The following is a 25,137-nucleotide window of genomic DNA, read 5'->3' as shown; positions in this document are numbered from 1 at the left end:
GTGACGACGACAACATGCCGTTGGGTAACGGTACGATATGTGACGGCAAGTTCGTTGCCGGGCTTCCCCGTAGTGGAAATGCATACGGGATAGACGGTTTGGGTTGGTCGGTATCGCGGGTGCTGCGCATAGACTGAAGCCAAGACGCCACCACCAGGGTCCGGGGGAGGTCGGAGTGCGTGAATTCGTTGTCGCGCTGATTTTTTCCGCAATCTGTGCGGTCTCCGTCTACATGGCGGTGCGGGGGTGGCGCGGCACTGCCACCAACCTGACCGATGGATGGGGTGAGCGTATGCCGGAGCGATCGCTGACCGATCCCGTCGGCCGAGCGCGGGCGAACCGCATCTTCGCCTACTGTGGCTCGGCCGCTGCCCTGCTGTGCCTTCCCGCGATCGGCTACGCGCTGGCGGCGGCGATGGATACAGAACGGGCGCTGGGGCTTCCGGCGCTGGTGGCGCTCGCCGTCTACGGCATTGCGGTCTGTGCCGTGGCCGGTTACCCGCTGGAGAAGATCAAAGAGTGAGGCCGGTCGCTGATCGGTAGAGTCAGTGCTTATTCCTGGAGGTGCGCTGTGCGTGCCACCGGTCGAACAGCACGGGTAGTTCGGCGGCGAAGAACTCGAAGAAGTCGCGCATTTCGGCCAGTCGCCGCCCGGCCGGGGTGTCGGCGCCCAGGAGGTCGATGCCTTCGCCGGCGGTCTCCGCCCACATTTTCATCATTCTGTCGCGTTTGAGGAAGCTCGCGTACCAGAGATCGTCGTAGAGGCGATAGGTATCGCGGCGGTGACCGGGCAGCCGTTCCTTGGCGACCATTCCCACCTGGTCGAGGTACTTCACCGCTCCCGACACCGCGGCCGGGCTGATCGAGAGCGTCTCGGCCAGCTCACCGGCCGTCATCCGGCCCGCATCGCAGGTCTGTAACGTCGCGAAGACGCGAGCGGGCATTCGGGGCCAGCCCATCTCGACTAATCCGAGCGCGAGCTTCTCGGCGAACCGGGCCCTGTCGATGGCAGTAGCGGAATCCCCGGAGTCGGCGGTCATCGAGTTCCTCGGCCACTGGTTTCGGCGTCTGGGAACAACGCGTTGCGGTGTTCTTGCCACCGTCTCATCGTTTCGGGTAGTTCGGCCCGCATGAATCGGTAGTACTCGAGGGTTTCGCGGACTCGCTGTCCACCCGGACGTGCATGGTCGAGCAACTCGACGCCGTCGGTGAGGAACTTGATCGAACGATCGAGCGCGTCCTTGCGTTGCATGGTGATCGCGTACCAGACATCGTCGTCGTAGACCCGGTAGGTGTCGTGGCGCGCACCGGGCTCGCGTTCACGGCCGAGCAGTCCGATCCGGACCAGATGGCGAACCGCGCCCGAGATGGCGGCCGAGCTGACCCGCAGCCCCTGTGCGAGTTCTTGGGCGGTGTAGCGGTCGGCGTCGTCGGCCAGGACGAAGGCGAACACTCGCGCCGACATCCGCGGCATGCCCGACTCGGTGAGCATCAGCGCGAACTGTTCGGCGAACCGCAGGACCGCTTCCTCCTGGGGGTCCGGATCGGCCAACCCTCACCTCCTCTGCGGCATGACCTGATGTACAGCTACATATTAGCGTTCACAACATTCACAAAAGTGTGAAAAATGTGTACGCTGGGCGGTATGGACAACGCCATCGCAATCTCGGGTCTGCGCAAAACATTTGGGCCCACCACAGCGCTCGATGGCCTCGACCTCGATGTCGCTCGAGGTGAGGTGCACGGCTTCCTCGGCCCCAACGGTGCGGGGAAAACGACCACCATCCGGGTGCTACTCGGGCTACTTCGCGCCGATGACGGAGATGTGCGGCTACTGGGGGGAGATCCGTGGCTGGATGCGGTGGCTTTGCATCGGCGCCTGGCCTATGTGCCCGGCGACGTCGAGCTGTGGCCGAACCTCACCGGCGGTGAGGCGATCGACCTGTTCGCGCGCCTGCGCGGCGGGCTGAACAAACGGCGACGGGACGAGCTGATCGAGCGGTTCGACCTCGACCCGACGAAGAAGGGGCGCACCTATTCCAAAGGCAACCGCCAGAAGGTCGCCTTGATCTCGGCGTTCGCCTCCGATGTCGAGGTCTTCCTGCTCGACGAACCCACCGCAGGTCTGGATCCGTTGATGGAGGTCGTTTTCCAGGAGGTGGTCGCCGAGGTGAAGGCAGCCGGTGCCACCGTCCTGTTGTCGAGTCACATCCTGGCCCAGGTGGAGAAGCTCGCCGACCGGGTCAGCATCATCCGGCTCGGCCGGATCGTGCAGTCGGGAACGCTGACCGAGCTGCGCCACCTGACCCGCACCAGCATCGAGGCGGTCACCACCGAACCAGTGACCGAACTCGGTGACATGCAGGGGGTGCACCACGTCGTCACCGACGACGGACGGGTGCGATTCGACGTCGACACCGACGCTCTCGGTGCGGCGGTGGAGCGGCTCAACCGTGCCGGATTGCGCTCATTGACCAGCCACCCACCGACACTCGAAGAGCTGATGCTGCGTCATTACGGTGACGAGCTCGCGGCCAGCGCCAACGGGGCAGATCGGACATGACCACGACAACCGAGCCCCGCCCGATGGGGGACAGGACGCAGCAGCCCGGGGCGAGTCGCGCCGACGCATTGACCGGCACCGGCACCTTGATCCGATTCATCCTGCGCCGCGACCGGATCAAATTACCCGCCTGGATTCTCGGCATCACCGTGATGGGGCTCTATTACGCGAGTGCGTTGCCGCAGGTGTACAAGACGCCCGAGGATCTGCGAGCGGTCAGCCAGTTCTCCGAAGGCACGGTCGGCGCCCTCATCTCCGGCCCCGGCTACGGGCTCGCCGAGCCCACAGTGGAGTCGGTGATCGTCGCCGTCTACGGCCTGTACTTCCTGCTGCTGGCCGCGCTGATGAACATCCTGCTGATCTCACGCCACACCAGAGTCGAAGAACAAACCGGGCGTGCCGAACTCGTGCGCGCCAACGTCGTCGGCAGGCACGCCCAGCTCACCGCCGCGCTGCTGGTCGCCGTAGCCGCCAACGTGATCCTATCGCTGCTGATCGCCGCGTCTTTCGCGATCGCGGGCCTGGACACCAGCGACGCCCTACTGTTCGGCTGCAGCGTCGGCGCGGCCGGGCTGGTTTTCGCCGCCATCGCCACCATCACCGCGCAGATCAGCACCTACTCGCGGGCAGCATCCGGGATGGCCGGCGCGGCGCTCGGTATCGCCTACGTGATCCGCGCTGCGGGCGACAGCTTGCGTGAAGGCGGAAGCGCGCTGTCCTGGTTGTCGCCGCTGGCCTGGTCGCAGCAGACTCGCGCTTACGCCGATGGCCGGTGGTGGCCGCTGGCGTTGTCGATCGCGGCAGTGCTCGCGGCAAGTGCGATCGGCTACGCCTTGTCGGTGCGCCGCGATGTCGGTGCCGGACTGGTGGCCGCCCGCCGCGGCAGCCCGGTCGCGGCGGAGTGGCTGCGGACGCCGCTGGCATTGGCGTTGCGGCTCCAACGCGGCGGCCTGATCGGCTGGGCCTGCGCGCTGGCCGCGGCCGGGGCACTGTACGGCGGGATCGGCAAGCAGATCGTCGAGTCGTTCGACGACCTGCCCGACCAGGTCATCGACGTGATGGGCGGTGATCCCACCCGCATGCTGGACGGCTACGCCGGCACGATGGCGTTGTTCAACGCCTTGCTGGTGGCCGTCTTCGGCGTCCTCGGCGTGCAGACGCTGCGCGGTGAAGAGACCGGCGGCCGCACCGAACCAGTCCTGGCGACCGCCACCGGCCGCACGGCGTGGCTGGGCAGCTATACGCTGGTGCTCGCGGGCGGCGCGGTGGGGTTGCTGGCGTTGTCCGGGACCGTGCTCGGCGCGGCGATGGCGCTGTCGGTGGGGCAGACGCACTACCTCGGCGACGTATTGGCCGGTCATCTGGCGTTCGCGCCCGCCGTCCTGATGGTGATCGCCGTCGCGGTGCTGCTGTACGGTCTCGCGCCCCGTGTCATCGGACTCACCTGGGCGTTGCTCGGGTTCTCCATGGTCATCGGGTTCTTCGGCCCGATCATGGACCTGCCGCGCTGGGTGCACAACCTCTCACCGTTCGAACACGTGGCGCGGCTGCCGATGGATGACATCCGCTGGGTTCCGCTGGCGGCGATGTCCGTGCTGGCGATCGTCCTCGCGGCAGCGGGTTCGGAGGCGTTTCGCCGCCGCGACCTCGACACGAAGTAGCCGCCGACGCGTGAGTTGGGCGCCACCGGCAGGCGGATGTGGCGCCGCGCTCCCGGTGGCGGCCGAGCGCGCATGCAGAGCGGTGGTGCCGCGCCGGGTTACGATCGCGGACGCCAGAGGGCGGATTCAGGTGAGGAGACGTAGGTGGACGCGACATCGGCCGAGGCCGTCCCCGGTCTATCCGCACGGGGGCGCTGACGGGGATGGGGCGGACAGCTGTGTCTCCGGTTGTGCGTCGCCTGGGTCCGCTCGGGCACCCGGCCAGGCTCACGGTCGTCGGTTTCGCTGTGGTCAACGTGCTCGGGGCGTTGCTGCTCATGCTTCCGGTGGCGTCGGAATCGGGGCAGTGGACCGCTCCGGTGACGGCGTTGTTCACCTCGACGTCTGCGGTGTGTGTCACCGGGCTGGTAGTGGTGGACACCGCAACCTACTGGTCGCCGTTCGGGGAAGCGGTGGTGCTGGCGTTGATCCAGATCGGCGGGTTGGGCATCATGACCGCCGCATCGCTGCTGGGCCTGCTCGTAGCTCGGCGGATGGGGCTGCGGATGCAGTTGATCGCGCAGGCCGAGACGAAGACACTGCGGCTGGGGGAGACCCGTCGCGTCGTTGTCGGCGTCGTGGTGATGAGCCTGTCGATCGAGGTGCTGGTCGCCGCTGCGATCACCGCCAGGCAGCTGGTGGCAACCTCCGATTCGTTCGGCTCCGCGCTCTACTACGGCGTGTTCCATGCGATCTCGGCCTACAACAACGCCGGGTTCGGCTTGCGCACGGACAACCTGGTCGCACACGCGACCGACCCGTTCATCATCGCCCCGATCGCCGTTGCGCTGGTTCTGGGCGGTATCGGGTTTCCGGTGGTCTTCGAGTTGTCGCGTGCCGCCCGTGCCAGGATGCGGGGGCGCCGGCTGCGGGGCTGGTCGCTGCACACCAAGATCACCCTCATCACCTATTTTGGGCTGATGGCCGTCGGCATCGTGCTGGTGACCGCGCTCGAATGGTCGAACCCGGGAACACTGGGCCCGCTGTCATACCCGGGCAGGCTGCTGGCGGGAGCCTTCCACGGGATCACTCCGCGCACGGCGGGGTTCAACTCGGTGGATGTGGGTGCGATGAGCCCGACCACGCTGCTGGTCAATGACGTGCTGATGTTCGTCGGCGGCGGCAGTGCCGGCACGGCCGGCGGCATCAAGGTGACCACCTTCGCATTGCTGGCGTTCGTGGTGGTCGCCGAGGTCCGTGGCCAGCCGACCGTGCACGTGATGGGGCGTCGGCTCGCCGCGACTGTGCAACGGCAAGCCATCACGGTGGCGCTGCTCGGTGTGGCGGTGGTGATGGTCGCGACGATGATCCTGGTGCGTATCTCGCATTTTCCCCTGGATGCGGTGCTGTTCGAAGCTGTGTCGGCGTTCGGCACTGTGGGGTTGTCGACCGGCATCACCGCCGATCTGTCACCGGCCGCGCACCTGATCCTGGTACTGCTGATGTTCATCGGGCGTGTCGGCCCGATCACCCTTGCCTCGGCGCTGGCGCTTCGCGAGCACGAGCGGCGCTACGAACTACCGGAGGAGCGACCCATCGTTGGCTAGGACACCGTCGAACAAAGCGCCCAAACACACAGCCACCAGGGTGGTGGTCATCGGCCTCGGCCGCTTCGGCGGGTCGCTGGCGCGTGAACTGGTCTCTCTCGGTTCCGAAGTACTGGCCATCGACTCCGATCCCAGGCTGGTGCAACAGTTCTCCGACGAGCTGACCCACGTCGCGGTCGCCGACACCACCGACCGCGACGCTCTCGAACAACTCGGGGTGCGTGGTTTTCCACATGCGGTCGTCGGCATCGGCAGCGACCTCGAGGCCAGCATCCTCACCACCTCACTGCTGGTCGATTTCGAGATCCCCAGGATCTGGGCCAAGGCCACCAGCCGCCAGCACGGCACGATCCTCGAACGCATCGGCGCCCATCGGGTGGTGCTACCGGAGTTCGACATGGGGGAGCGCATCGCGCACCTGGTCACCGGGCGAATGCTCGACTACATCGAATTCGACGACAACTACGCCATGGTCCGCACCAGCGCACCCACCGCTGTCGTCGGGATGACGCTCACCGAGAGCGGGCTGCGTCAGCACTACAACGTCACCGTCGTCGCGATCAAACGTCCCGGCCGCGAGTTCACCTACGCCACCCCTGACACCGTGATCGGAGCCGGCGATCAGCTCATCGTTTCCGGCACCGTCCGATGCGTAGAGCGGTTCGCCGATCTGGAATAGCCGCCACGGCGGCGATCGATCATCGGCGGCGGTCGGTTGAGCGCAGCGAACGTACGAGCTCGACAATATCGCCGACGCGCAGGGCTGCGACTTCGCTGTCGCCTGGCAGAAATCGAGCACCATCACGCACCACTGACACAACAGCCGGACCACACACACTCGGGGCGCGCCCCACCTCCACGGCGGTGACCGTCCGCTGCAGAAACACCAGTTCCGGGTCCGCGTCCAGCTGATCCTGAACACTGCCGGGCAACGCCGGATCGCGGACCGCAAGCCCGAGAATCCGGCCCGTGAGGCGACTTGCCGCGATGACCTTGTCGGCCCCCAGGCGCGCTACCACCGGCTCCCAGCGAGGATCACGCACGGCAGCGCAGAGGTAAGCCGAGCCGTTGACCTCCCGGATGTCGGCGATGATGCGCGCGGTGCCCACGTCGTCGGATACCGCGATGATCACTGTTGTGGCCTGTTCGATCGCCGCCGCTGCAAGGCAGGCGCGGCCCCCGTCACCATGGAGTGATCGCCAGCCGTCGTGTTCGGCGAGCGCGACGCGTTCGTAGTCGGAGTCGATCACAGTGATGGTCGAGTCTCGTTCGTCGAACCCGAGCGAGTGCGCGGCGCTGCGGCCGACCGCGCCGTAACCGATGACGATTGCGTGCTCTGCCATATCCGGTGCCCCAGTCGTTGTGGAAGAACTGTTGTCCCTCGCCGACCAGGCTTCCCGGCACACCGAGGCCACAGTATCAACGCGCGACGGGCGATCCTGGTGAAAAACCTGCCGAGACTGTCAAGAATCTGTCAACGCCAGAGGAAGCGACCGAAGCGTTAGCATTTCACTCCATCAAACGCACTAGATGAGGTACCGCTTCACTCGGGTGTCTGGCGGGAATGGTCTTGCCGATCGGGTGCAGCCGCCAGATCCCGTCATGCCGAGCGACGGCGCCTACCACGAACCCGGTATGGGCGTGGTGGCCGAGGTCGATATGCACGATCTCGGCTCCGGTGACCCCATCGACCACACGGCAAAAGGGGTTGGCTATGTGGTCGAATGATTGGCCGGTATAGGAGGTCACGACATACACGATCGAGGTGACGTCGCCGGGTAGACGGCCGAGATCGGCGACGATCACTTCATTGTCACCGTCACCTTGACCGGTGGTGCTGTCACCGAGATGACGCACCGCTCCGTCCTTGGATGTCAGCTGTTCGTGGAAGACGACATCGACCAGGACCTGGTCTGAGAACAGAAACGCGGAGGCGTTGAGGTCGATGTCGGCGACCGCGCGGCCGGGGTCGAAACGACCGGGTGCGGGATCCCAACCCAGCGCCATCGTGACGAACTCCAGTGCCGGACCGCGTGGCGCATCGGCCGAGTCGAACAAGGGATCTCCCTCCAGTGTTGTTGCGGGACAACCACCAGCGAGATCACGGGTGCCCTCCCCGCTCCCACAGTACTGCCCGAACCTGCGGCGGTGCACGCGGCTCCGCGCCGACGGCGACCGGCCATCACGTGCCTGCAATCAGTGAAGGCACCGAGAGTCGCGTGTGCCGCCAGGCCTGCTCGGCTGCTACCGTAGCCGTCGGTGTGCCGGGAAGCCTGGTCGGCGAGGTGACCGAGTCCTGCGACCAGGGAGATTTCCGTGAGCCATCCTGCCTCGCGACACCGCTGCTCGGCGGTATCCGATCGGGGAATGCTCGGAGCGCGAGGTTGAGCCCCGTGTTCCGGCGACGGCCGAGTACCCGGCTTGCGGACGTGCCGTACCGGGTAGCCGGAATCGTGCGCATACCCCGACACGCGCGCAGCCCCGCCAGGGCGATCGGGGTGCGCATCGGCAGCGCGATCGCTGCGCTCGGGTTGGCCGTGGTGGTGGTCTACTTGGATCGCGAGGGCTACACCGACGCCGTCGACGGCCAGGTCTCGCTGCTGGACAGCGCGTACTACGCGACGGTGTCGCTGTCGACCACCGGCTACGGCGACATCGTCCCGCTCACCGACCGCGCCCGAGTGGCCAACACCTTCGTGGTCACCCCGCTGCGGGTGTTCTTCCTCATCGTCTTGGTCGGTACCACCCTCGCGGCTCTGACCGAGGACTCGCGTCAAGCGTTCCGAATCCAACGCTGGCGCCGCCGCATCCGTGACCACACCGTTGTCATCGGCTATGGGACGAAGGGACGTGCTGCCGTCCGAGCAATGCTCGGCGAAGGAGCCAGACGGCCCCTCCTCGTCGTCGATACCGATGCCGCCGCGCTCGAGATCGCGTCCGGCGAAGGGCTTGTGACGTTACGTGGCTCCGCGACGACAGCAGATGTCTTGCGGTTGGCCGGGGTTCAGCGTTGCCGCTCGGTTGTCGTAGCCACCAACCGTGACGACACGGCCATGTTGATCACCCTGGCCGCACGGCGCTTATCACCGACCGCTGAGATCATCGTCGCAGTCCGGGAGACCGACAATATCGAGCTGCTGCGCCGGTCGGGCGCAGATACCGTCGTGGCGTCGTCGGCGACGGCAGGACGGTTGCTGGGCCTTGCGACCACCAAGCCGAAGGCCGTGGAACTCATGGAGGATCTGCTGATCCCCGAATCGGGTATCGCGCTCGCCCAACGCCCCGTGCGGCCTCAGGAGGTGGGCCGTGACCCCCGCACTCTCGCCGACGTCGTGCTGAGCCTCGTTCGCGATGGCCGACCGCGCCGCCTCGACTCACCGGAGGCCCCAGAGATCCAGCCCGGCGACCACCTCATCTACTTACGCGGCACCAACGACCGCGGGACCTGAACACCCGGTCGCTGACAGGCCACCGGCCATGGTTTGCGCTTCGATGACAGTGCCCGGTGAAGCAGACACACGCACACCGGTTTCGCGTTACATTCACGCAGCGGTGGTTCGGTGACCGGACGGACGGAGGGCCCGATGCGAGAGGTGCAGGCGAGGGAGCAGTGGGGTTCGCGGGCCGGCTTCCTATTGGCGGCGATCGGGTCGGCGGTCGGCCTCGGCAATATCTGGCGGTTTCCGTATGTCGCCTACGACAACGGAGGTGGCGCTTTTCTCCTCCCGTACCTGATCGCGCTGTTGACGGCCGGCATTCCGGGTACTGGTGTTCGAATACGCCATCGGCCATAAGTTCCGCGGCTCGCCGCCGCGGGCATTCCTGCGGTTGTCCCGGCCGGCGGCGGCCATCGGGTGGTGGCAGGTCGCCATCTGTTTCGTCATCGCCACCTATTACGCGGTGATCATCGCCTGGGCAGTACGGTACGTCGGATTCTCGGTCGGCCAGCAGTGGGGTGATGACCCCGACGCCTTCTTCTCGGGCTTCGTCCAGCAGGCCGACGAGCCCGGATTCAGTACAACCTACGTGGCCGGCGTGGCGATCCCGCTCATTATCGTGTGGGCGGTCACGCTAGGCGTGCTCGCTTTCGGCGTGCGGCGCGGGATCGAGACCGCCAGCAAGATCTTCATCCCGCTGCTGGCGGTGCTGTTCGTGATCCTGGTCGTACGGGCTTTGTTCCTGCCCGGGGCGGACAAGGGGCTGGACGCGTTCTTCTCGCCCGACTGGTCGGCGATCACCGACGGCAGTGTCTGGGTGGCAGCCTACGGGCAGATCTTCTTCTCGCTGTCGGTCGGCTTCGGCATCATGATCACCTACTCCTCATATCTGCGCCGGCGCGCGGACCTGACCGGTTCTGCGCTCGTTGCCGGGTTCGCCAACAGCTCGTTCGAGATCCTGGCCGGCATCGGCGTCTTCGCAGCGCTCGGGTTCATGGCCACCCAGTCCGGTGTCGGCGTCAACGAGGTAGCGACCAGTGGCATCGGGTTGGCGTTCGTTGCCTTCCCCGAGATCATCTCGCAACTGACTTTCGGTGCGGGCTGGTTCGGACTGCTGTTCTTCGGCTCGCTGGTTATCGCCGGTCTGACGTCATTGATCAGTATCGTGCAGGTCATCATCGCCGCTGTCCAGGACCGCACCGGAATGGCGCGAGTGCCTGCGGTTCTCATCGTCGGCGGCGCCACCGCCGCGGTCTCGATCGCGCTGTTCCCGACCGAAGGTGGGCTGTTCCTGCTCGACGTGGCCGATCACTTCATCAACTCCTATGGCATCGCGCTCGCCGGATTGATCGCGTTGATCGTCGTGGTGTGGTTGCTGCGTAAACTGCCATTGCTGCAAGAGCATGTAGACGAGATCTCGGCGATCAGGCTCGGCCGGGTGTGGACCCTGACCCTCGGAGTGATCACTCCTATCGTGCTCGGCTGGATGATGATCGACACGCTGCGCGCCGAATTCACCGAGAACTACGGCGGATACTCGACGGGGTTCCTGATCATCGCGGGTTGGGGGGTTGCGATCGGGGCGGTGGTCGTGGGCGTCGTGCTCGCGATGATCCCGTGGCGCGACGTCGACTCGGCCGAACCGGCGATGGCCACCGAAACTGGTGGCGACCTGCCACAGATACGGAAGGCGGAGGACTGATGTCGACGGGTGCGATCATCATGATGATTATCGCGGTTACGGTGGTGTGGGGTGGCCTGGCGGCGTCCATTCTGCTGTTGCGGCGTTTCCCGGAAGCGCCGGAGAACGAGGGTTGAGCGGATTCACTGAGCGGCGCTCGAACGTGTGGCTACCGCGCAAGCAGGTGCGCTGCCACCGCCTCTGCCAGCCAGTCGCGGTATTTCCCTGCGGGCCAGCCACTCTCGCGGCGCAGTAACCGGAACACGTGTGGTGAGCCGAGGGCGAACAAGCTGTCGGCGGCGGTCTCGGCATCGACGTCCGGCCGCAAGGTGCCGTGTTCGGCGAGGCTGCGCACGAAGGTCGCCCAGAAGGAGCGGGTGGCGACGGCTCCGGCTTCGGACCAGCCTTCCAGACGCCGAGCATCCAGGCCCACGCGCGTAAAGCACCTGGGTTATGGTCGAACGAGGAAACGAACTGACGGGGGAGTGGTGAACGACAAGCTCGAAGTCGAGCCCGATCATTTGGACGGGGCATCTGCCAAGCTGGTCGAGCTGGCCGACGGCAACACGCAGACCGAGACATACTTGAAGGAATGGCTGGACCTTCCGAGTTCGGAAGGTGGCTTGGTGCTGCGCGGCGTGATCGATGTCATCCAGGACGCGCTGACCAGCCTGCAATCGAACTATGCGCGCCTTGGGCGTGTGACCAGCGAATCTGCTGCCGAGCTGTCCAGCGCGGCACAGATGAACCGGACGACGGACCGCGGTATAGCCGAGGCGCTGGACCGAACATATGCCAAGGACGGCGAGAAATGAGCCAGTCGCCGACCGATAGTCTGATCGCCCCGGAGCCCGACGATCCCGTCCCGGACATGGTCGAACTGGCCACCAACGCGAACGCTGTGTCCCCGGCGTATTGGTTGAACGGCATCATCAAGACCATCACCGGGTTCGACGCCTTGACGATCATCACCGATTACGTGGCCGGCGATTGGGCGGCTATGCAGAAGGCGGGAACCGCGATCGAGAACCTCGCGAAATACAACGCCGCCTACGCCGTCGGCATAGATTCGGCGGTCAAAGAGTTCGAGGCATCGTGGCGCGGAAACGCCGCGGAGAACTCCCGCACCTATTTCGTCTCGCTCACCGATGGATTGAACAAGCAGGTTGATCCCCTGCAACAGATTGCCGATGAGATCAAGGCCTTCGCGCTCTCGTCCTACGGGTTGGCGCAGACAGTGTCCGGCCTTGTGCAGACTCTGTTCGATCTCGCTGCGATGTATGCGATCAAGCAGACGGCGGTAGCCGCGTTGAGTGCCACGGTAGCCGGTGCCCCGGCGGCGGCAGCGATGCAAGCAGCGGCAGCGTTCGACGCGGCGCGAATGATCAAGACCTGGATTGATATCTGGGGAAAGCTCGGTCTGATGTTCGCCGGGTCGGAAGGCGCGATCGGCCTGATCTCGGCCGGAATCAACGGCGTCGTCGAATCCGCCGAACTGCCCGCCATCAACGCCAGCGGCTACGACCACCCCGGAGCCTACGTATGAGCGCTCAGGAACCCATTCTGGACGTCGCCGGTGGTGACCCCGCGGTCTCGCGCCAGCTGTCGGATGCCCTTCGTGCAATCGCCGCGAACACGACCGATCCAGCTGTGAAAGATCAGATCAGTGCGGTCCTGGAAGGGAAGCTTGCAGTTCGTGACTTCGTTCGGGCTGAGGCGTTCAATCAGACACTCGACCGTGTCATGCCCGCCGCCCTGGAGGAGTTCGAGTCGATGCCGGAGGACCAGCGCCAACGGCTGGCCGAGCAAGGCGAGGCCGAACTGGAGCGGTACCGGGCCGAACTGCGCGAGCCGACGCCACCGGCCGAACCGATGAACCACAGCCAGCGCCCGCAATCCCCCGGACCGCCGGAAGCGGCGTCTACCACCACCACCGGCGCCGGCCAGCTGATCCCCGGCACACGCAAACCCAACCGCGACGTCATTGTCACACCCGACGAGCCAGACGAGGACGACCTGTACTTCCAAGAACGTCGGCAGCGCGGATGGTTGGAATAGCTCGAGAGGTGACGGTGGCTGTTCGGGCCGACGTCGAAGCGACACATGTGTCGATGCATGTAGTCAGTCCGATCCCGCCACTGTGTAGCCGGCATGGCGAGGCGGAAGTCGAGCGTCGACACGCGACCATACAGTTCCACCGGCACAACGAGGTTCGCGTCCAGACCACCATCTGTTCGGTCCTGTGGCAGGGTTGGTGCCGCCTTCGTAGGGTGCCGTCATCGACGGCGACAGAACTCTATGGTGAGTGGCCCCTGTGTCAGCGATGCGTGCGCCAACGGCGATGGTTGCGCACGATCAGCGCCGCCCTGGTAGCAGTTGGCCTGGTACCGATGATCGGGTTGCTGCTGGGTGGATACCTGGGGTTGGTGAGTGGGCCGCTGTCGCCGGCGGTGGCGCTGGCGTTCATGCCCGGCTGGTTCCCGGTCCTTCTGATCGCCGCATACGCGGCACATGAGCGGGCGACCCGATACGTCCGAATCCGTCCGATCCGAAGCGACGCGCAGATTGTGCTCCTAGCCCACCCCGCGTTCGCGGCCGCATTCGACAAGCTGTCCGCGATGTGACATCGCAGCGGGCGCCTTCTGTGTCAGTCCTTGATGTCAAGGGCGAGCAGGAGCTCGTGGCCCACCAGAGTCCCTGGGCGGAGGAACTATTGGCCGCCTAGATGATGACCGCGCTGCGCCGGAAGGTGGTCCAGTACAACGGCTCGGTGACCATGTTTGGTGCAGGGCCGCGACCGTAAACAGGGGTTGTCGGCGAGCAAACTGCTTGCCGAGGGGCGTGGGTTTCCCATCGGGATCCAGCGGCCTGGAGCCTCAGTCGGGTTCCTCAACGGGACGGTAACGCAAAGTCGCGGGCGTCGCATCCAGCCAGCGGTTGACGGACCGGCGCAGGGTTCGAGTGTCGCTGTAGCCGAGGCGAGCGGCGACGGTTCCGAGCGGGAGATCGGTGTCGCGCAGCAGTTTGATGGCGCGGTCTCGGCGGGCAGCCTGAACCTCGGCACGCCAGGTGGTGCCCTGCTCGGCCAGGCGCCGTTGCAGGGATCGCGGGCTCATCACGAGACGTTGAGCGACCGAGGTCAGGGTGGGAGCGTCGTCCAGGACAAAAGCGTCGTCGAGTGCGGAGCGGAAGACCCCGAACCAATCCAGGACCGGCTTGGAGGCGGCGTAGACCAGCTCGGCGTGATCGAGAAGGATGTGCTCGAGTCCGGGTGGGGACATCGGCAACGGTGCGCGGGCGTCGTCGTCCAGGAAGGTCATGGAGCCGCATGGGGCGTTGTAGACGATGTTCGTGGTGCCGAATGCTGCGACAAGGCGCGGGTGTGCCTGGCTGGGCGGCTGCCGAAGGGTGACCCGGACAGGGGTGATCGGCCGCCGTGTGGCTTCCCGCGCTCGCCTGAGGATCAGCGCTTGCGCATAGAACTCGATGGCTTCGACGACGTCGGGTGCGTAAGGCGCGGTGCGATGCTGGATGGTGAACAGCGCGCCGTCCTCGATCGCCTCGACTTGGTCGGCGCCTGGACCGCTGACGAGGTGCGCGTGATCGAGGGCCCGGCCACAGCTGCCGATGAGATTCTCGCCGGCGAGGAAGAGGTAATCCCAGACGCCGAAGTGGCCCACCGGCACCAAAGCTGCCGCATCGAGGCCGACAGTGGTTCCACGGTCGCTGGTGATGAGCTGTTCCCACATCGAGTAGATCGTTGACGAGCAGACCCGGCACCGATCGTCGGCGAGCACTTCCGGCCGCATATCTGGCCGGTGCGCGAAAACGGAGGCGTCCATTCCGGCATAGGACAGTGCTTTGATCAGCATCCGCGCCATGCTCACGGAGTTCGACCCTTCGTTCACCGCTGAATCCTGATCTCATACCGCCGAGCCCGGGCGAAAAGTTGCCCTCGGACCAGGTGATGGCCGCCCGACCGTCGCCGACACTCTGTGGCCACTGCTGCGAAACTCGGTCGCGATGCTTGCGTCGCGGCGATGACGCGATCGCCCTCGGCGACCGCGGTGAACCATCAGGGGCGGTTCGGAGCTTCACGCGGCAGAGACGAGCGTATAGCGCTCACCTGATCGTGGTGCACATCACGCAGCCGCGGTGTCACGGGGACTACATCACCGGCGTCTTATCTCGGACCGATGGCATGTGCATGGATCGAGAAGGGAAGCAATTGATGGCTATCACCGAGAATGGAGCGGTTTCGCTGGCAGGGAAGGTCGCGGTCGTTACCGGCGCGGGGTCGGGGATCGGCGCGGCGACGGCGGTAACGCTGGCGGCCCGGGGAGCGCGGGTGTGCTGCGCCGGACGCACTCTCGACAGCGTCGAGCGGACGGCCGAGCAGATCGTGGCCGCGGGTGGTGAGGCGTTCGGCTTGCGGGTCGACGTGGCGTCGCCGGAGGACAACGAAGCGATGGTCCGCGAGACGGTCGCACGGTACGGCGCCCTGCATTTCGCCCATCTCAATGCCGCGACAGGGCACTGGGCCGGTGTTCTGGACTACCCGTTGGAGGAGTGGGACCGCACGATGGCGGTGAACCTGCGCGGTGTGCTGCTCGGTCTGCAGTCGGCAGGCCGGGCCATGCGTGATGCGGGTGGTGGCTCGATTGTGGTCACCTCATCGGCGGCTGGGCTTACCGGGGTGCGGATGTCCTCGGCGTATTCGGCCTCGAAGCACGGTGTGATCGGTCTTGGGAAATCGGCTGCCCTCGAGCTGGGGCCCGTCGGTATTCGGGTCAACACCATCTGCCCCGGATATATCGCCAGCAACGAACTCACCCGAAAGATGGGCGAAGAGCTCCACGTCGGCAGCCGTTTTCCACTGCGTAGGCCGGGGCGTAGCGAGGAAGTTGCCGACTTGGTCGCGTTTCTCGCCAGTGACAGTGCCTCGTTCATCACCGGCAGTGTGTTCACCATCGACGGCGGGTGGCTGGCCGGCGGCATCGACCTCCAGGATGATTCGGCGGATCGAGCAACCGGCCCCGACCAGGTGGCGGCCTTTGCCAACACCTACTCCCAGAGCTGATAGATCCTCGGTTGGGCGGACACGCGAGTACGGGAGTCCGCCCAACCGCGACCCGAGGGATTCAGCGCAGGGCCCGGCCGAGGAAGTCGCGGATCAGCGCGGTGATCTCCGGTGCATGCGTTTCGAGCGCGAAGTGGCCCGCGTCCAGCAGATGTAGTTCGGCGTCGGGCAGGTCGCGCAGATAGGCGCGGGCACCGTCGGCGCCGAAGATCTCGTCGTGCTCACCCCAGGTGATCAGGGTCGGGGGCTGGTGCTCGGCGAAGTACTTCTGGAATTCGGGATAGCGGTCGAGGTTGTTCTTGTAGTCGAAGAACAGTTGCAGCTGGATCTCCTTGTTTCCGGGTCGGTCTAGGTACGCCTGGTCGAGAGCCCATGTGTCGGGGCTGACGAATGCGAGCCGATCGGCCGGAACGCCGTGCGTGTACTGCCATTTCGTGGCGTCCGGCGCGAGCAGCTTGCGCACCTCTGGTTCATGGGTGGTGCGGTCGTTGGCGTGCGCGAACAACACCTCCCAGAACGGGGTGAATCCCTCGAGGTAGGCGTTGCCGCTCTGGGTGATTATCGCGGTGACCCGCTCGGGGTGGCGCTTGGCGATGCGCAGCCCGATGGGCGCACCGTAGTCCTGGATGTAGAGCGCAAACCGGTCGACGCCGAGGGTGTCGAGCAGCTCCAGCGTGATCTCGGTGAGTTTGTCGAAGCTGTAGTCGAATTCGTCGACCTGCGGCATGGCCGACTGACCGAAGCCGATGTGATCGGGCGCGAACACGTGGTAGTCCTCGGCGAGGGCCGGGATCAGGTTACGGAACATGGACGAGCTGGATGGGAAGCCGTGCAGCAGCACTACCGTCGGTGCACTCGCATCGCCTGCCTCCCGGTAGAAGACGGACTGTCCCTGGATCTCGACAGTGTTGTGGCGGATCTGGCTCATGGTGGGTTCGCTTTCTCGGAGATGTCTACTCGGACGAGGGAAGTTCTGGTTGATCGCGACGAAGTCGCCGCTACGGAAGACGGGTACGAAATGGGCCAGCAGAGTGCTCCTTTCAAGCGGTGACCGGTTCGCGGCGGCGAACCGGGGTGATCAGCAGGGTGGCGGCGACGGTGAACACCAGGCCGAGGGCGAAGTAGCCGCGATAGCTGTCGGTGAGCAGATGCACGACGGTGGCCACGCCGAGGCCGGTAGCGGCGGACAGCTGATGGATCACCCATGCCGGCGCCAGCGTGCGTCCCATCCGGGCAGGATCGAGACCACGCGACAGGATCGCCATGGTCAGCGGAATGGCCGGGAACGAGGCGATGCCGAACAGCACGGCCACCACGACCAGCACCTCAGGCCCCGGCACGAACACAGCGGGCAGCAGCGCCGCTACACGCACCGAATACAACACTCGCAGCAGTGTTTCCGGCGGATAGCGACGTAACAGCCGCACCATGGCCGCCGACGACAATCCGGCCGCCAGGGCAGCCAGCGCGACCAACCTACCCGCTCCAGCGACCGACCAGCCCTGTTCCACAGCATGTTTCGGCAGCATGAGCACGAAGACATACAGAATCGCCGCATGTAATCCGAAGGACACCAGTACCTTCCAGCGGTGCGTCAGCGGCTCGCCGGGCCCTGCGTTGGACTTGCTCCGGGGATCGGCGGGCAACAACTGCCACAGCACCGCGGTCGCGGCCACGCCGATCGCGCCGAGCAGCGCGAAGGTTCCGCGAACGCCGACCGGACCGAACAGTGCCGTGGCGGCCCAGGGTGTGATCAGCTGGCCCAGGTTGATGCCGATCGCGGCCCTGGCCATCGCCGGGCCCGCATGCGGGCCGTACGCCTGCCCCAGCAGGGTGGTTACGGTGAGCGTCGACGATGCCGCGAAGCCGAGGCCGCCGAGCAACATATAGGCCGCGACGAACTGCCAGGTCTCGGTCACCGTGGCCAGCGCCAGATAGCTGCCCGAGATAAGGGCGAGCCCGCCGATCAGCACGATCTTGGCGCCGAGCAGATCCAGCAGCCTGCCGATACCCGGCTGAGCCAGGCCGGTGACCGACGTGCCCAACGCGGCGGCCACGGTCAGCGCGGTCGCCGAGACCCCGTACGAAGCGGCGGTCGGGGCGAAGAACACGCCCATGGTGAAGTTGAGGCCGAACGACACGGTCATCGCCGCCAGTCCGGCCCAAGCGAGGTTGTCGGGGCGCATTCCCTTCACGTCCTAACTGGCTGGGTCTAGTGAATAGTTGGAGCAGGATGCTCGCGGGCCGCGTTGCGGCAACCGGAATCAGTCGTGCGCGGAATCTCCGCGCAGCCGGGCGATCTCGCCCTCGAGGTCAGCGATCCGGTCACGCAAGCTCTGCATTGCCTCGGCGACCTCGGCCTGCGGATACAGCACCGGAATATGCTGACGGCAGTTCCAATCGAATGCCTCGACCTCGATCAGCACCGCGCGCTCGACCTGCGCGCGATATCCTTCGATCGCGAGCGAGGCGATCAGTGCCGGATCGTCGGTGGCCTCGACTGTCCGGGCCCGGCCGAAGATCTTCATTCGCGACCGGGTGGCATAGTCCATCAGGAACAGTGCGACTCGGTTGTCGTGGTCGAGGTTGCCGCGGCTGATGTATTGCTTGTTGCCTCGGAAGTCGGCGAATCCCAGCGTGTTCGGGTCGAGCACCCGCAGGAATCCCGGTGCCCCGCCGCGATGCTGGATGTAGGGCCAGCCGGTCTCGCCGACCGTCGCGAGGTAGAAGCTGTCGCGTTCGCCGATGAACCAGGCTTCGTCGGGACCGATCCGATCGGCGACTTCGGGCACTTGGGTCATCCGCTCGTAGCCGCGCAGGCTGCCGTGTTCGCGTTGATGCTCACGCACCAGCGGGGTGAATGCGATCTGACCGTAGCGCCCGGTCACGATCGGCCCCGGGGGCGTGCGGATGCCGAGTAGGTGAGCGCGGGTACCGCGATGAGCACACCGCCCGCCGTGTCCGACCACAGCGTGGGCGCGTCCATGCTCAGATCGTGCGGCAGGATATTGCCTGGTCCCACACAGGATTCGATGTCGAGAACGGGACTGGACCCTCGGGCGGTGCGCGACCACATGGTGGTATGCGAACCGCTCCGTGAACTGACGGGCAGGGTAAGGGCGGTGTGCTTCATCGCTGTGTCTCCGTTGTGGTGATGGAGCGTTAGTGGGTGTGGTGGCGCACGACCGGCCAGTCGATCTCGGTGTCCACGGCCTTGTTCAGGTAGTTGGTGAACACATTGAGCGCGACATTGGCGATCACCTCGGTGATCTCGGCCGCGTTCAGGCCCGCGGCTCGAGCTGACTCGAGGTCGGCTTCCTCGACTCCGCCCTTGGTGCGCACGAGTGCGGTGGCGAAGGCCAAGGCCGCAGCGGCTTTCGGGTCGGCGGACTGCCCGTGGCGGGCGCCGGCGATCTCGTCGGCGTCGAGCTTGGCGATGTTGGCGCCGATGTAGCTGTGCGCCGACAGGCAATAGTCGCAACCGTTTTCCTCGGCGACGAGCAGCGCGATCCGATCGCGGGTTGGCGCGGAGAGCGCGCCGCCGGCCAATGCTGCGGAGAACCCGAGGTACGCCTCGAGGACGGCGGGACTGTTGACCATCGCTTTGGTCATGTTCGGGGTGACACCGAGGGCTTGCTGCACGCCGGCGAGCAGGTCGGCGGCCTTGCCGGTGGCGGTATCGGGCTGAATCAGGGGCAGACGAGACATGGGGGAGGCCTTTCATGTTCGATGATCTAACCGCTTTCAGTCGTATGAACGGTTAGTAGAAAGTGTTGATTCCCGATTCCGAGAACCAATTTCGGAACCTGGCGAGGCGCCTTATGGGCGCAGCTAAAACGTATGGTGCGCAGCGGGCTCCGGATGCGGACCGTAAACGCCGTGTAGCGGACATTTCACGCTAGGCCGTCCGGTCCGGATGTCGGGCTGCTACACCCGAGACATCGCCTCATCCTCGCGGGTTGCCGTCGCTGCCGGGCTCGCGCCGTGCCGTCTCCGGAACATCGTGACCGTGGGGTTCCTGATCTGGCACTGCCGCTTTCACCGGATCTTTCGCATCACCTTTGCTGCGAATCGATCTGAGCGAGCGCGGCTCAGATCGAGCGGCGAACTACCCTGGTCGCAACCGGCGCCGAGCCGTGTTGCCACCGATCAGCGGTTGTGCCGACGCCGGATACCTGGCCTCGGCCACCGCGATGGAACTCGAGCGCTGCCGGAATCGCTGATCGTGGTAAGCGGCAATGCTGCGGCCTCGAAGGGGGCCAGCTGTTCGCGCGACTCGGCGCCAGGGGGTCACCGTGATCGAGGCCCAGGATCGGGTCGTACCATTCGAGGCACCCGAGATCCCGGCCGCCAACGAGTCGGTGTTCGCCGACGAAGCGATCACCGTACGTTCCGGCACCACCTTCGACACGATGCATCCCGCAGACGGAGCGAAGGGCGTGAGTGTCCGTACCGGATGGTACGAAAGCGCGACTGAGTCCTCGCCGCGCTACGGCCGAAAGCGCGCGGTTGAGCCCGAACGCGACTTCGACTCGAGCATGGCGTTCCCAACCCGCTGGGATCCGTTCTTAGCCGACACGATGACCGTCGAACTGGTATGCCACTAACCGACCGAGCTTTTCGACTGCCACGCCTGCCAGCTCGCCCTCGCCGCGCAACAGGGTAGTCGCCGACAATCGAGCGGATATGGCGCACTACATGCCGACCTGGCCGGGTGGAGTCGGCGGGCATGATTCGGCGGGAATTGGGGTTGCATTCGGTACCTGGGTACAGGCTTAGCCTCGAGTGACGGAGTGGCTGGGTGGGCTCTCGCGAGGCAGGAGGTGCAGATCATGGCTGGGGAAGCGGCACAACCGAACATGGCGGGAAAGCTGGTCGAGCAGGCGTGGGTGGCTGTGGATGCGTGCACGCTGCCAACGCCGCAGCAGCCGCTGCGGTTGGCCGAGTTCGACGCGCTGTTTCGTGACGCGGTTCGCGGCGTGGATCGGGTGTCGCCGACCCGGTTGCGGCTGGTTCTGGACACCGGCGCCGAGGCCCGCGCCCGGGAGTTGGCTGCTCGGGAATCGGAGTGCTGTTCGTTCTTCACCTTCGAGTTCACGGCTGCGGTGGCGGGGGTCGTGCACTTGGTCGTCGGTGTACCGGCGGCGCGGGTGGCGGTGCTCGATGGTCTGGCCGCGCGTGCGAATGCGGGGAGGTCAGTATGAGTGGATTGCGTACCGGGCAGCTCGCGCGAGCCGCGGGGGTGAACATCCAGACGCTGCGGTATTACGAGCGCCGGGGTCTGCTGGCCGAACCGGACCGCTCCCTGGGTGGGCATCGGGTGTACCCGGAGCAGTCGGTGAGGGTGTTGCGGATGATCAAGGCCGCCAAGCGGCTCGGTTTCACCCTCGACGAGGTTGCGGACCTTTTGAAGGTCACCGGGATAGGAGCCCGGCGCCGTCCGGGTGCGGGATTGCGGGCACGGACCGAAGCCAAGTTGGTCGAGATCGACGCGAAACTAGCTGATCTGACTGCTGTGCGCGACACCCTGCGCGCCGCCCTCGAGGCCGGGTGCGACGACCTGCTGGCATGCGGTGAATCGCCCTCATGCCCTGTGCCTTTCGGTGCTGACGGGGTCCTCGAGTCGGGCGCAGGAAACGGGGTGTTGTGACGGCTGGAACCGGTTCGCCGGTGGTGCGCCCGCGGCGGGAATCGATCTTGCGAGCTGTCTGAGTCCGATCGGTCAGCGAGCCGGGACAACCCGTGGGATCACGCGGATGTCGATCACCATGCCGATCACTTCGACGAGGGCCTGGGTGACCACGACGACCGCGGCGATAGCCAAGTTGTCGGGCAGGGCCAACGCCAGAGGTAGCACGACCAGGGAGTTGCGCGTCGCGCCAGTGAACACGATGGCGCGGTTGTCTGGCACATCCAGGGCGAACAACCTCGCCACTTAGAGCCCGGCGAAGGCCATCACCACCAGGAACAGCACGTAGAGCGGCACGACCTGCCGGCCCCAGCTCAGGCCGATGTCGAAGACAACTCGAGGGTCGATCACATCCCTTGTACATCACGGGTCCGATCCCGGCATTACCGGCAATGCTCACGATGGCCAGGCGTGCGAGGCATCAGTCCACCATCGGATCTCTCGGTTGGGTGGGCCGCAATCGATGGAGTTCCGAGATCAGGTGGTGCTCTCGGGGCTGGCTCGGCGGAGGGTTGCGACGACCGCATCCAGGGTGGTGAGGAAGTTGTGTAGTTCGTCGGCCGGGGTTTCGGCGAAGAGTGCCTGTGCCATGGTGTCGCGTCCTTCCTGCAAGGTCGCGGTGAAGTCGCGGCCGCGGTCGGTGAGGGTCACCAATTGGGCGCGGCGGTCTTCGGGGTGGGGTTGTCGCTGGACGTAGCCGTCGGCGCCGAGCCCGTCGAGCAGGCCGGTGATGGTGCGGGGAGTGACCCGGAGTAGGTCGGCGAGGGTGCGTTGGGTGACGGGGCCGCTGTGGTGCAAGGCCCAGAGCAGGCGAGCACGTGCGGGTGTGAGTCCGCGTTCGGCCATGCCGCGCTGCATCATCGCGCCGAGGACTTCGGCGAGTTCGAACACCCGGTCGGTGGCAGCTCTGGCGGTATCGCCACTGTCCGCGATATCGTGTAGTGACCTCACTATGTGGTTACCTCCTTTCTGGAAGGGTAGCGCGTTAGCTCGGGCGTGGAGGACCAGGTGGAGCGAGTAATGGCGATGTCGCAGCGAATGAGGAGGCGCCCGGTGTTCGCGCGGGCGTATGCGGGGCTGGCGGGTCCCGCGCTGGAAAGAGCTGGAGCGGATCAGTATCGGCGGCAGCTGTGGGCGGGATTGTCGGGCCGAGTACTGGAGATCGGGGCGGGCTACGGTGCGAACTTCGCGTTCATCCCGCCGGAAGTCGAGCGGGTGATCGCTGTCGAGCCCGAACCGCGGCTGCGGGCGCAGGCCGCGGAAGCGGTGGCCGGACTTGGCGTTCCGGTGGAGGTGATGGACGGTGTCGCGGAAGCTCTTCCGGTATCCGATGGCAGTGTCGACGCAGTCGTGTGGTGTCTGACGTTGTGTTCGGTGGCCGATCCGACTGCGGCGCTCGCGGAGACCCGGCGTGTGCTGGCTCCGGGTGGTGTTGTGCGGTTCTTCGAGCATGGTCGGTCGGAGTCGTCGGGGATGCGGCGGGTTCAGCGTCTGCTGGATGCCACTGTGTGGCCGGTGTTCAACGGCGGCTGTCACACAGGCCGCGATCACCTGGGTGCACTGGCAGCGGCAGGGTTCGAGGTCATCGAGCTCGAGCGATTTGTGTTCCCGCCGATGCGGGTTCCGTTTCCGGCGGGGGAGCACATGCTGGGGACCGCGGTGCCGAAGGGAGACAAATGATGACCGACGAGTCGCGCAGCCCGGAGGCTGTGGAAGGTATCGGCGGGCATGCGGATTCGGCGGCGCGGCTGCTGGAGCGATTAGCCGAGCAGCTGGGTGGGAAGGCGTCGGTGCGGCGGGCTTTCGGGGAACCGATTTCCGCCGAGGGCGTGACGATTGTGCCGGTGGCGCGGACCGGGTTCGGTTTCGGTGGCGGAACGGGCGGTGAGTCGAGTGCGGAGAAGGTCGGCGCCGGAGGCGGTGGTGGCGGCGGTGCGGAGGTGCGGCCGCTGGGCTACATCGAGTTGCGTGACGGTACGGCGGTGTATCGGCCGATCCGTGACCCCTGGGTGGATGTCGCGCTTCCGGTCGCTGCGCTGCTGATCGGAGCCAGCGCGCCTCGGTTCGTGCGCGCGTGGGTTCGGTTACGCCGCAGGCGTTCCGGCTGATCGTGTCAACGGGGCAGGGCGTGGCGGCGTGCGGCGATGGCCAACGCGGGGACGATGGCCAGGGAGAGGGCTGCACCGAGGAGCGCTAGTCCCGGGTAGTCGGTGGCGGCGACGATCATTCCGGAGCCGAGTCCGCCGCCCGCGCCGGCGATGGCGATGCACAGGTCGACGGTGCCTTGGGTGCGGGCGCGGGTGGCCAGCGGAACGGCGTCGGTGAGCATGGTGGTGCCGGAGATCAGCCCGAGATTCCAGCCGAGCCCGAGCAGACCGAGGGCCAGCGCCAAGGCCACCACCGACGATGGCGGTGCCAATGCGGCAGCGACGCCTGCGGCGACCAGCGTGACGGCCGCGGCGACGCCGACCACTCCGGCACCGAACCGGTCCACGAGCACGCCGGACAGCAGCGACGGCAGGTACATGCCCGCGACGTGGACGGCGATGACGAAGCCCGCTGCGCCGACGCTGTGACCGTGGTGCTGCATGTGGATCGGTGTCATAGTCATGATCGCGACCATTACCAGCTGCGTCAGCACCATCACGGTGGCGGCCAGCACCACCGGTGCCGTCCATGTCCGGGTAGCCGACGCCGCAGCCGTGTCTGTACCGGTCATGTCGTCTGTATTGGATTCGAGGCGGACGCGGGCCAGATGCAGCGGGTCGGGCCGCAGCAGGATCCACAGCACGAGTCCGGCCAGGGCGTAGGCGAGGCCGGAGAGCACGAACGGGCCCGACAGCGGCGGGATTCCCCAGGACTCGGCCAGATTCGACATCAATGTCACGAGGTTCGGTCCTGCCACGGCGCCGACGGTGGTGGCGACCAGCACGGTGCTGATCGCGCGGGCTCGGTGTGCGGGCTGGGCGCAGTCGGCGCCGGCGTAGCGGGCTTGCAGGCTTGTGGCGGTGCCGGCCCCGTAGACCAGGAACGATGCGAACAGCAATGCCACGTTGTCGGCGATCGCTGCGGCAACGACGCCCAGGCTTCCTACGGCGCCGGTGGCGTAGCCGAGGGCGAGTCCGGTGCGGCGGCCGGCTCGGTCGGAGATCCGGCCCACGGCGGCCGCGGCTGCGGCCGAGCCGATGGTGAACAGTGCACTGGGCAGCCCGGCCAGGCCCGTGGAGCCGAGCATGTCCTGGGCCAGCAGGGCGCCGACGGTGATGCCGGCGGCAAGCCCGGCTCCGGACAGAATTTGCGCGGCCACGAGTACCGCGAGGATTCGGCGTTGCGCGCGAACGAGATCCGGTAGCCGCCCGGAGGTGGTTGTGGTGGTCATGCTGCTCGATTCCTCGCGGCCCGGGGACCGGCGCGATCATGCGAAGGCCCGGATCGGGTAC

Annotated in this window: 31 protein-coding genes and 1 pseudogene; 19 read left to right on the top strand and 13 right to left on the bottom strand. The window is 66.2% G+C overall.

Going from position 1 to position 25,137, the window contains the following annotated elements:
- Positions 1-175: 175 nt before the first annotated feature.
- On the top strand, positions 176-523 hold the full coding sequence (locus tag AC4HOU_RS00390) for a hypothetical protein (protein WP_195026786.1): 348 nt from the start codon (positions 176-178) through the stop codon (positions 521-523).
- Positions 524-545: 22 nt separating this feature from the next.
- On the opposite strand, the gene AC4HOU_RS00385 is transcribed toward AC4HOU_RS00390, so the two are convergent.
- Positions 546-1,040 (bottom strand): GbsR/MarR family transcriptional regulator, encoded by a 495-nt coding sequence (locus tag AC4HOU_RS00385; protein WP_195026785.1) that lies wholly within the window; start codon positions 1,038-1,040, stop codon positions 546-548.
- Positions 1,037-1,552, bottom strand: coding sequence for a GbsR/MarR family transcriptional regulator (locus tag AC4HOU_RS00380; protein WP_195026784.1), 516 nt, complete (start codon positions 1,550-1,552; stop codon positions 1,037-1,039). Before AC4HOU_RS00380 ends, AC4HOU_RS00385 begins: the two co-directional genes overlap by 4 nt.
- Positions 1,553-1,645: 93 nt before the next feature.
- Here AC4HOU_RS00380 and AC4HOU_RS00375 point away from each other — a divergent pair, with 93 nt between their 5' ends.
- The 4 genes from AC4HOU_RS00375 to AC4HOU_RS00360 all read left to right on the top strand — a co-directional run bounded on the left by AC4HOU_RS00375 (position 1,646) and on the right by AC4HOU_RS00360 (position 6,489).
- Complete coding sequence (locus AC4HOU_RS00375) at positions 1,646-2,563, top strand: ABC transporter ATP-binding protein (protein WP_195026783.1); 918 nt, start codon at positions 1,646-1,648, stop codon at positions 2,561-2,563.
- Entirely contained in the window at positions 2,560-4,224 is a 1,665-nt protein-coding gene (locus AC4HOU_RS00370) for an ABC transporter permease (protein ID WP_228791065.1), read from the top strand. Before AC4HOU_RS00375 ends, AC4HOU_RS00370 begins: the two co-directional genes overlap by 4 nt.
- 203 nt (positions 4,225-4,427) lie before the next feature.
- On the top strand, positions 4,428-5,810 hold the full coding sequence (locus AC4HOU_RS00365; RefSeq protein ID WP_195026782.1) for a TrkH family potassium uptake protein: 1,383 nt from the start codon (positions 4,428-4,430) through the stop codon (positions 5,808-5,810).
- A complete protein-coding gene (locus AC4HOU_RS00360) occupies positions 5,803-6,489 on the top strand; it encodes a potassium channel family protein (RefSeq protein WP_228791062.1) in 687 nt (228 codons plus the stop codon). Before AC4HOU_RS00365 ends, AC4HOU_RS00360 begins: the two co-directional genes overlap by 8 nt.
- A gap of 19 nt (positions 6,490-6,508) precedes the next feature.
- Here the strand turns inward: AC4HOU_RS00360 and AC4HOU_RS00355 are convergent, their stop codons facing one another.
- Both AC4HOU_RS00355 and AC4HOU_RS00350 read right to left on the bottom strand, forming a co-directional pair.
- A complete protein-coding gene (locus AC4HOU_RS00355; RefSeq protein WP_195026781.1) occupies positions 6,509-7,216 on the bottom strand; it encodes an NAD-binding protein in 708 nt (235 codons plus the stop codon).
- Between the two features lie 103 nt (positions 7,217-7,319).
- Positions 7,320-7,868, bottom strand: coding sequence for a TerD family protein (locus tag AC4HOU_RS00350; RefSeq protein WP_228780985.1), 549 nt, complete (start codon positions 7,866-7,868; stop codon positions 7,320-7,322).
- A 326-nt stretch (positions 7,869-8,194) separates the two neighbouring features.
- On the opposite strand from AC4HOU_RS00350, the gene AC4HOU_RS00345 reads away from it, so the two are divergent.
- The 4 genes from AC4HOU_RS00345 to AC4HOU_RS00330 all read left to right on the top strand — a co-directional run bounded on the left by AC4HOU_RS00345 (position 8,195) and on the right by AC4HOU_RS00330 (position 11,065).
- Positions 8,195-9,259, top strand: coding sequence for a potassium channel family protein (locus AC4HOU_RS00345; protein ID WP_195026780.1), 1,065 nt, complete (start codon positions 8,195-8,197; stop codon positions 9,257-9,259).
- Between the two features lie 135 nt (positions 9,260-9,394).
- Positions 9,395-9,604 (top strand): hypothetical protein, encoded by a 210-nt coding sequence (locus AC4HOU_RS00340; protein WP_324195827.1) that lies wholly within the window; start codon positions 9,395-9,397, stop codon positions 9,602-9,604.
- The gene (locus tag AC4HOU_RS00335; protein ID WP_324195826.1) at positions 9,579-10,949 is read left to right on the top strand and encodes a sodium-dependent transporter; all 1,371 of its coding nucleotides are present in this window, start codon (positions 9,579-9,581) and stop codon (positions 10,947-10,949) included. Before AC4HOU_RS00340 ends, AC4HOU_RS00335 begins: the two co-directional genes overlap by 26 nt.
- Entirely contained in the window at positions 10,949-11,065 is a 117-nt protein-coding gene (locus tag AC4HOU_RS00330) for a methionine/alanine import family NSS transporter small subunit (RefSeq protein ID WP_195026779.1), read from the top strand. Before AC4HOU_RS00335 ends, AC4HOU_RS00330 begins: the two co-directional genes overlap by 1 nt.
- A 32-nt stretch (positions 11,066-11,097) precedes the next feature.
- Here the strand turns inward: AC4HOU_RS00330 and AC4HOU_RS00325 are convergent, their stop codons facing one another.
- Entirely contained in the window at positions 11,098-11,361 is a 264-nt protein-coding gene (locus tag AC4HOU_RS00325; protein WP_195026778.1) for a hypothetical protein, read from the bottom strand.
- Between the two features lie 55 nt (positions 11,362-11,416).
- On the opposite strand from AC4HOU_RS00325, the gene AC4HOU_RS00320 reads away from it, so the two are divergent.
- The 4 genes from AC4HOU_RS00320 (at position 11,417) to AC4HOU_RS00305 (ending at position 13,552) form a co-directional block, all read left to right on the top strand.
- On the top strand, positions 11,417-11,743 hold the full coding sequence (locus tag AC4HOU_RS00320; protein WP_195026777.1) for a type VII secretion target: 327 nt from the start codon (positions 11,417-11,419) through the stop codon (positions 11,741-11,743).
- On the top strand, positions 11,740-12,474 hold the full coding sequence (locus AC4HOU_RS00315; RefSeq protein ID WP_490723978.1) for a hypothetical protein: 735 nt from the start codon (positions 11,740-11,742) through the stop codon (positions 12,472-12,474). Before AC4HOU_RS00320 ends, AC4HOU_RS00315 begins: the two co-directional genes overlap by 4 nt.
- On the top strand, positions 12,471-12,986 hold the full coding sequence (locus AC4HOU_RS00310; RefSeq protein WP_195026775.1) for a hypothetical protein: 516 nt from the start codon (positions 12,471-12,473) through the stop codon (positions 12,984-12,986). The genes AC4HOU_RS00315 and AC4HOU_RS00310 overlap by 4 nt, the downstream gene beginning before the upstream one ends.
- 332 nt (positions 12,987-13,318) lie before the next feature.
- Entirely contained in the window at positions 13,319-13,552 is a 234-nt protein-coding gene (locus tag AC4HOU_RS00305; RefSeq protein ID WP_195026774.1) for a hypothetical protein, read from the top strand.
- A gap of 252 nt (positions 13,553-13,804) precedes the next feature.
- Here AC4HOU_RS00305 and AC4HOU_RS00300 read toward each other — a convergent pair whose 3' ends face one another.
- On the bottom strand, positions 13,805-14,800 hold the full coding sequence (locus tag AC4HOU_RS00300) for an AraC family transcriptional regulator (RefSeq protein ID WP_195026773.1): 996 nt from the start codon (positions 14,798-14,800) through the stop codon (positions 13,805-13,807).
- 359 nt (positions 14,801-15,159) lie between these two features.
- Here AC4HOU_RS00300 and AC4HOU_RS00295 point away from each other — a divergent pair, with 359 nt between their 5' ends.
- Entirely contained in the window at positions 15,160-16,008 is an 849-nt protein-coding gene (locus AC4HOU_RS00295; RefSeq protein ID WP_195026772.1) for an SDR family NAD(P)-dependent oxidoreductase, read from the top strand.
- Positions 16,009-16,069: 61 nt separating this feature from the next.
- Here the strand turns inward: AC4HOU_RS00295 and AC4HOU_RS00290 are convergent, their stop codons facing one another.
- The 4 genes from AC4HOU_RS00290 to AC4HOU_RS00275 form a co-directional block, all read right to left on the bottom strand.
- Complete coding sequence (locus AC4HOU_RS00290; protein ID WP_195026771.1) at positions 16,070-16,936, bottom strand: alpha/beta fold hydrolase; 867 nt, start codon at positions 16,934-16,936, stop codon at positions 16,070-16,072.
- Between the two features lie 112 nt (positions 16,937-17,048).
- Entirely contained in the window at positions 17,049-18,194 is a 1,146-nt protein-coding gene (locus AC4HOU_RS00285; protein WP_195026770.1) for an MFS transporter, read from the bottom strand.
- A gap of 78 nt (positions 18,195-18,272) precedes the next feature.
- On the bottom strand, positions 18,273-18,896 hold the full coding sequence (locus tag AC4HOU_RS00280) for a pyridoxamine 5'-phosphate oxidase family protein (RefSeq protein WP_195026769.1): 624 nt from the start codon (positions 18,894-18,896) through the stop codon (positions 18,273-18,275).
- Between the two features lie 274 nt (positions 18,897-19,170).
- Positions 19,171-19,716 (bottom strand): carboxymuconolactone decarboxylase family protein, encoded by a 546-nt coding sequence (locus tag AC4HOU_RS00275; RefSeq protein ID WP_195026768.1) that lies wholly within the window; start codon positions 19,714-19,716, stop codon positions 19,171-19,173.
- Between the two features lie 587 nt (positions 19,717-20,303).
- Here AC4HOU_RS00275 and AC4HOU_RS00270 point away from each other — a divergent pair.
- The 3 genes from AC4HOU_RS00270 to AC4HOU_RS00260 all read left to right on the top strand — a co-directional run bounded on the left by AC4HOU_RS00270 (position 20,304) and on the right by AC4HOU_RS00260 (position 21,658).
- Positions 20,304-20,615, top strand: a complete 312-nt coding sequence (locus AC4HOU_RS00270; protein WP_195026767.1) for a hypothetical protein — start codon at positions 20,304-20,306, stop codon at positions 20,613-20,615.
- 225 nt (positions 20,616-20,840) lie between these two features.
- Positions 20,841-21,212: a hypothetical protein gene (locus AC4HOU_RS00265; protein WP_228783944.1), complete on the top strand. Its 372-nt coding sequence runs from the start codon at positions 20,841-20,843 to the stop codon at positions 21,210-21,212.
- Complete coding sequence (locus tag AC4HOU_RS00260) at positions 21,209-21,658, top strand: MerR family transcriptional regulator (protein WP_195026766.1); 450 nt, start codon at positions 21,209-21,211, stop codon at positions 21,656-21,658. Before AC4HOU_RS00265 ends, AC4HOU_RS00260 begins: the two co-directional genes overlap by 4 nt.
- Before the next feature lie 72 nt (positions 21,659-21,730).
- Here AC4HOU_RS00260 and AC4HOU_RS00255 read toward each other — a convergent pair.
- Both AC4HOU_RS00255 and AC4HOU_RS00250 read right to left on the bottom strand, forming a co-directional pair.
- A pseudogene (locus tag AC4HOU_RS00255) lies at positions 21,731-21,997 on the bottom strand (arsenic resistance protein); the annotation flags it as partial.
- 177 nt (positions 21,998-22,174) lie between these two features.
- On the bottom strand, positions 22,175-22,648 hold the full coding sequence (locus tag AC4HOU_RS00250) for a MarR family winged helix-turn-helix transcriptional regulator (protein WP_324195825.1): 474 nt from the start codon (positions 22,646-22,648) through the stop codon (positions 22,175-22,177).
- A 69-nt stretch (positions 22,649-22,717) separates the two neighbouring features.
- Between AC4HOU_RS00250 and AC4HOU_RS00245 the strand changes: the two genes are divergently transcribed.
- The gene (locus AC4HOU_RS00245; protein WP_195026765.1) at positions 22,718-23,377 is read left to right on the top strand and encodes a methyltransferase domain-containing protein; all 660 of its coding nucleotides are present in this window, start codon (positions 22,718-22,720) and stop codon (positions 23,375-23,377) included.
- On the top strand, positions 23,377-23,805 hold the full coding sequence (locus AC4HOU_RS00240; protein ID WP_228780988.1) for a spore germination protein GerW family protein: 429 nt from the start codon (positions 23,377-23,379) through the stop codon (positions 23,803-23,805). Before AC4HOU_RS00245 ends, AC4HOU_RS00240 begins: the two co-directional genes overlap by 1 nt.
- A 5-nt stretch (positions 23,806-23,810) precedes the next feature.
- Here the strand turns inward: AC4HOU_RS00240 and AC4HOU_RS00235 are convergent, their stop codons facing one another.
- Complete coding sequence (locus AC4HOU_RS00235) at positions 23,811-25,076, bottom strand: MFS transporter (protein WP_194996928.1); 1,266 nt, start codon at positions 25,074-25,076, stop codon at positions 23,811-23,813.
- Between the last annotated feature and the right edge of the window lie 61 nt (positions 25,077-25,137).

Source organism: Nocardia sp. JCM 38205 (assembly GCF_058222935.1).
This window is presented reverse-complemented; position numbering and strand designations above follow the sequence as displayed.